Genomic DNA, 5,170 nt, shown 5'->3' with positions numbered 1-5,170 from the left:
CCTCAAGCCATTTCAAGCGTTGGCAGTAACAGCAACTGGCACGCTAGAACGGTTTAACCTGACCGATCGTGACCTGGCAATTATCTGTAGCTCTCACCACGGCACCCTGGAGCAGGTGCGTCAAGTCTTCAACATTCTTTGGCGGGCAGACATTGACCCCTCTGCTCTGCATTGTCCAATTCCAGAAAATAGACGTAGCCCTTTAGAGCACAACTGTTCTGGCAAGCACGCAGGCATGTTAGCAGTATGTCGCCAGCGTAATTGGGAACTGACCACCTATTTGCATCGCAGTCACCCAGTGCAACAACTGATCTTTAGCCGAATTGCTGAAATTCTCCGGATGCCAGCCGAAGAATTTATTATTGCTCGTGATGACTGTGGTGCACCGACCTGCTTCATGCAGTTAGCCCAGATGGCAAGCCTCTACGCCCATTTGGCTTCTGGGAACCACCTCGATTTAGAGCGCATCGTGCGAGCCATGACCTACTACCCCGCCTTAGTAGCAGCCGATGGGGCCTTTGATACCGAGTTGATGCGGTTGTCAGAAGGGGAGTTAATCAGCAAGGCCGGAGCTGAAGGTATTCAGTGCATCGGCAAAGTGGGTGAAGGGCTAGGATTAGTAGTCAAGGTGATGGATGGTTCAAAGCGAGCAAAATCAGCCGCAGCTATCCATCTCTTAACCCAACTGGGATGGATTACCCCTGCTGTTGCTGAAAATCTGGCTGAGCGTCACCTCCGCATCACAGACTTCAAACGCCTAGAAGTAATTGGTGAACTGTCGATGGTCTGAGCCTATGGATGCTAGGTTGCACTAGTTAGGGTTGTGGTTCGGTTTCCCGCTTGAGGGCATCTTCAGTTCGTTGGTAAGGTTTTGTCTTGGGTGACCAACTGGGTACTGCTTTGGCAATTATATTGTTCAGAGCTTCACGAGATTGCCGACTCATGGTGTTCCAGGGTTTGGGCAAGAAACTATCACCAAACCCAACGAAGGCGATCGCTAGCAACAGCACAAGAGGTGTGTAAGCAGAGATTCTTCGCATCAACATAACGTCAGGAACCTTTGGGTAAATGTCTAAACTTAATATCTCAACTTAGTAGAGCCGTCGTACCTATCCTGTTTGCCCCCTCATCACGAACTCTGAATGACTACATAATGTGGCTCAGGTGGCGACTAGCTTTATCATGCCCAAGATTGTAACTTGTCTATCAGGGTAACAACATTAGCTAATACTGACCGTGAGTTGTTGGAGTTCAGTTGGTTCTAGGCGATCGTGGAGAACATGTCCATCTCGGAACCAGATCACTCGCTTTGTGCGTCGGGCAACGTCAGGTTCGTGGGTAACAATCACAATTGTGATGCCGCTAGCGTTTAACTCTGCGAAAATATCCATCACCTCAGCCGTTGTACGAGTATCCAGTGCGCCCGTTGGTTCATCTGCCAAGAGCAGCACTGGACGATTCACGATTGCACGCGCGATTGCTACCCGCTGTTGTTGTCCACCAGAGAGCTGATTAGGCTTGTTGTTGAGCCGATGCTCTAGTCCCACCTTGGTTAGAGCCACAATCGCCCGTTGCTGACGCTCTTCCAAGGGCACACCTGCATACACCATGGGTAACATCACGTTTTCTAGGGCACTTAACTGGGGCAGCAGGTGAAACTGCTGAAACACAAACCCTATCTTGCGGTTACGAATATGGGCAAGTTCTGTATCGTTTAAGCCTGAAACATCTGCCCCGTCTAGGTAGTAGCGTCCGTTCGTGGGCCGATCGAGGCATCCAATAATATTCATCATCGTGGACTTACCAGATCCAGAAGCGCCCATGATGGCACAATATTCGCCCTGTTCTACAATCAAATTGACACCATCTAGAGCACGTACTTCTGTATCACCCATGCCATAGGTTTTGCAAATGTTTTCTAAACGGACGATGACAGATGTTGGCATAGCAGCAAATCCAGTGAAAAGTAGTGAACTAGCGTATTAGCGCTAAGAGAAGTCCTAGCGTTCATCTTCAATCCTACCCATAGAGAGAATAGCTGGGGCGCAAAAATCATGGGTAGTGGCAACCGTAGGAATACTGCTAAGATGACTTTATGTTTTCTAAAACACTTTTTAATTTGACTCGGCATCTTCCCCATGACTTCTACTTCACCGGATCAGAAGCAATCACTAGAAAAGCTTTGGGCACAACGATACGTTAAGAACTTAGCTATTTACGATTGGCAAGATTCAAAGTTACCAACTCGAAAGTGTGTGCACTTGGCAGAGAAACTGCTGAATGCTCTGCGATTTGCTAGTTCTCAGGCTTGGGCCAATACTGAAGCCCTGCTAGCACAAGAGATTCCTCGCCAGCGATTAGCAGCTAACTTGATTGATCCATGGCAGATTTCACTAGACTCTCGTGTTTTGTTTGAAAAGGCGGCAGAGAGCTATAAGCTACAACTAACGCCTGCTAAGTTCTCCGTGGTTATTTCTCCAGAATGTGGTCGTATTCGTGAGATTTATACCAGTAAAGATCCGAGGGTTCTGGGATTCATGAGTATGCAGTTCCATTACACATGGCAATTGCTTATGGAGACATTTGATCCTAGCGAACGGGTTTTAATTGGTGAATATTTCAAGGTGATTGATGACCATTTATACATGCCTTTACAGCGTTCCTACAATGCGGCGGCGGGCTATGCGATCAATTCAGAAATATTGATAGCAGTTCAGCATTTGCTTCCCCTGTGCACAGCGATCGCCGAATATATCTGTGCGGAGGTTGCCGGTCGTTATCCTAACTACCAGTGTCACAGTGGGTCATTACATAACACCATGGTGCGAACATCGAGTATTCGAGATGTGGAGATGTTCCAAATCTATCTGTGTTTGTGTGCTCTAGAAGGCAACATTAGCTCGGTGCAACAAGAACTCTTTCCGCTCTGTGTTATGCTTTACCCTCCACTGAATGTGAAATGGCAACTGGTACAGCAACTGTTGAATCTCTTGGAGCAAGAGCTATGTAAACGGCTTACTGCTAGCGATTACAAAGTGTTTGCTCACTACGTGCAGGCACTGCAAGACATGTTTTCTCCTACTGTTCTTTCGGATGCTAACCCTATGTGGAGCTACCATTCAGACGCTGCCCAGCCTGTGGCCACAACTGGATAGCTGCTGGTGCATCTGGTTGATGACTAAAGTCATCACTACGAACCTAACTAGATAGTTGCTGGTGCATCTGGTTGATGACTAAGGTCATCACTACGAACCTGTTGCAAACACATCACTATGAACTTGTTGCGAACAACGGTGACAACTTAGCTTGAACGATCGCGCTAGCTTTCCCTGAAAGGGTTGCAAAGGCTCAAGTTATAGTGCTGGAGACGGATGGTGGAGCTTGATGAGTTGCGCCAGAGTTTTCTTGAGATGAGTACGCGGAACAATCACATCTACAAAGCCATGTTCCAGTAAATACTCTGAGGTTTGGAAGTTGTCAGGTAGTTTTTCGCGCAGGGTTTGTTCGACCACGCGCCGACCAGCGAACCCGATCGTGGCCTTTGGTTCTGCCAGAATAATATCGCCTAACATGGCAAAGCTAGCTGTGACACCACCTGTGGTGGGATGGGTTAGCACTGGAATGTAGAGCAACCTTTCTTGACGATGAATTTCAAGCGCCCCAGAGATTTTGGCCATCTGCATCAGGCTCAACATACCTTCTTGCATTCTGGCACCACCTGAGGCACAAACGATTACTAGGGGTAGGCGATGAGCGGTGGCATGTTCCACCAGACGGGTCAGTTTTTCACCCACTACAGACCCCATGCTGCCACCCATGAAGCGAAAATCCATGGCTCCCAAAGCTACCGGTAGGCTCTCTAGCTTACCCCAGCCCGTGTGGACGGCATCCAGCAATTGAGTTTTTTCTTGAGCTTCACGAATGCGATCCGTATAAGCTCTGCGATCGCGAAAATTTAAGGGATCAGTTGGTTGCAAGTGCTCGTTGAGGGGTGTCCATGTGTCAGCATCGATAAGCTGATGAATTCGCTCTTCGCCATACACCCGCATGTGATGTCCACACTCCAGACAAACCATCTGATTTGCCTTCAGGTCTTTTGTATATGTTAGAACACCGCAAGCTTCGCACTTTGTCCACAAGCCGTCAGCAATTTCCCGTTGTTGTTGGTCGGGGCTAATGGGGCCAGATTTACGGCGATTTGCAAACCAATCAAACAGGGACATGAATTATGCAGCCAATCGTTAAGTTGCTAAGAATGCAGGTAAGCCGCAGGAAGCTATGCTAGCTAGCGTAGAACCTACCCAACTAAGGGATTATATAGGTCAAAGGAAAACAGATAGCGCATCAATGGAATGCCAGCTATAACAATACCTAAATGCCTAATCACTATACACCCTAAAACACACAGAACATCGTAATCAGCAATCTAGGAAAAACGCTGACTACGACACTCGATGATGATTTGAAACGTAAGCGTCATCAGAGAGCAAGCACTGCAACAGTGTACGTTGAGCAGGAACTTGTAGACATAGGTACTGAGAGGGCAGCCAGCAGCGTTAAGACTGCCCACAAGGACACTAGTTCTTGCTCAAAAAGCTCTGAAGTTGTCCCAAGGCGGCCTGAAAAATGTTGTAGCCAGCCCAAGCTGCTGCCAAGATAACTGGCAGTAACACGATGGCAATACGAAAATCAATATCCATACCTAGAACCTCCTTTCAATACTGGGTGAACAACTGAAAAACAATAGGTTAAGATCCGTTGCCAAAAACTGGATGTTGTTTAGTGAGTCTTAAAGATTCATTTCCAATTCTCATTTTACGGTTCAATGCCATTGTTGGTGCGATTCTGATCTCAGATTATGGTGTGATTTTTAGGTCTGAGGCTGAAAACTTATGCTGGCCGAGAGAGATGCAGTTCTCTACTGGGCTGTGCAGGACTAAAATATCTTCAGCTTATGGTTCTAATACCAATACTCCAAAAGCTAGAGACATAACCGATTAGTTCGTAGTCAGGACTTCAGTCCTGACTGCAAGTTATCCGTAGCCCTAGTATAGAGAATAGGAATCTGAGCCATCGCTTGTGGAATAGTAGGCCCACTAAGGTGAGCGATTATGGCTGCGGCAGATTCCCACAACTTGATCGTCACAAATTGGGCTGGATCCGTACACTG

At 47.4% G+C, this 5,170-nt stretch carries 6 protein-coding genes; 2 read left to right on the top strand and 4 right to left on the bottom strand.

The annotated features are described in order from the left end of the window. Positions 1-790 (top strand): asparaginase (locus NZ772_13445; GenBank protein MCS6814554.1); only part of this gene is annotated, 790 nt, incomplete at its 5' end. Positions 791-815: 25 nt separating this feature from the next. Here the strand turns inward: NZ772_13445 and NZ772_13440 are convergent. Then, the gene (locus tag NZ772_13440) at positions 816-1,040 is read right to left on the bottom strand and encodes a hypothetical protein (protein ID MCS6814553.1); all 225 of its coding nucleotides are present in this window, start codon (positions 1,038-1,040) and stop codon (positions 816-818) included. Between the two features lie 180 nt (positions 1,041-1,220). After that, complete coding sequence (locus NZ772_13435; protein ID MCS6814552.1) at positions 1,221-1,931, bottom strand: ABC transporter ATP-binding protein; 711 nt, start codon at positions 1,929-1,931, stop codon at positions 1,221-1,223. A 207-nt stretch (positions 1,932-2,138) separates the two neighbouring features. On the opposite strand from NZ772_13435, the gene NZ772_13430 reads away from it, so the two are divergent. Continuing rightward, a complete protein-coding gene (locus NZ772_13430) occupies positions 2,139-3,155 on the top strand; it encodes a hypothetical protein (protein ID MCS6814551.1) in 1,017 nt (338 codons plus the stop codon). Positions 3,156-3,353: 198 nt separating this feature from the next. Here NZ772_13430 and accD read toward each other — a convergent pair whose 3' ends face one another. Together accD and NZ772_13420 are read right to left on the bottom strand one after the other, a co-directional pair. Next, complete coding sequence (gene accD, locus NZ772_13425; protein ID MCS6814550.1) at positions 3,354-4,223, bottom strand: acetyl-CoA carboxylase, carboxyltransferase subunit beta; 870 nt, start codon at positions 4,221-4,223, stop codon at positions 3,354-3,356. A 354-nt stretch (positions 4,224-4,577) separates the two neighbouring features. Continuing rightward, positions 4,578-4,700, bottom strand: coding sequence for a photosystem II protein Y (locus tag NZ772_13420; GenBank protein ID MCS6814549.1), 123 nt, complete (start codon positions 4,698-4,700; stop codon positions 4,578-4,580). Between the last annotated feature and the right edge of the window lie 470 nt (positions 4,701-5,170).

It is taken from the genome of Cyanobacteriota bacterium, assembly GCA_025054735.1.
Taxonomy (GTDB): Bacteria; Cyanobacteriota; Cyanobacteriia; order SKYG9; family SKYG9; genus SKYG9.
This window is presented reverse-complemented; position numbering and strand designations above follow the sequence as displayed.

Excerpts from the sequence above, each read along its gene's own strand:
- NZ772_13420 (MCS6814549.1), bottom strand. The coding sequence starts at position 4,700 with ATGGATATTGATTTTCGTATTGCCATCGTGTTACTGCCAGTTATCTTG.
- accD (MCS6814550.1), bottom strand. The coding sequence starts at position 4,223 with ATGTCCCTGTTTGATTGGTTTGCAAATCGCCGTAAATCTGGCCCCATT.
- NZ772_13430 (MCS6814551.1), top strand. The coding sequence starts at position 2,139 with ATGACTTCTACTTCACCGGATCAGAAGCAATCACTAGAAAAGCTTTGG.
- NZ772_13440 (MCS6814553.1), bottom strand. The coding sequence starts at position 1,040 with ATGCGAAGAATCTCTGCTTACACACCTCTTGTGCTGTTGCTAGCGATC.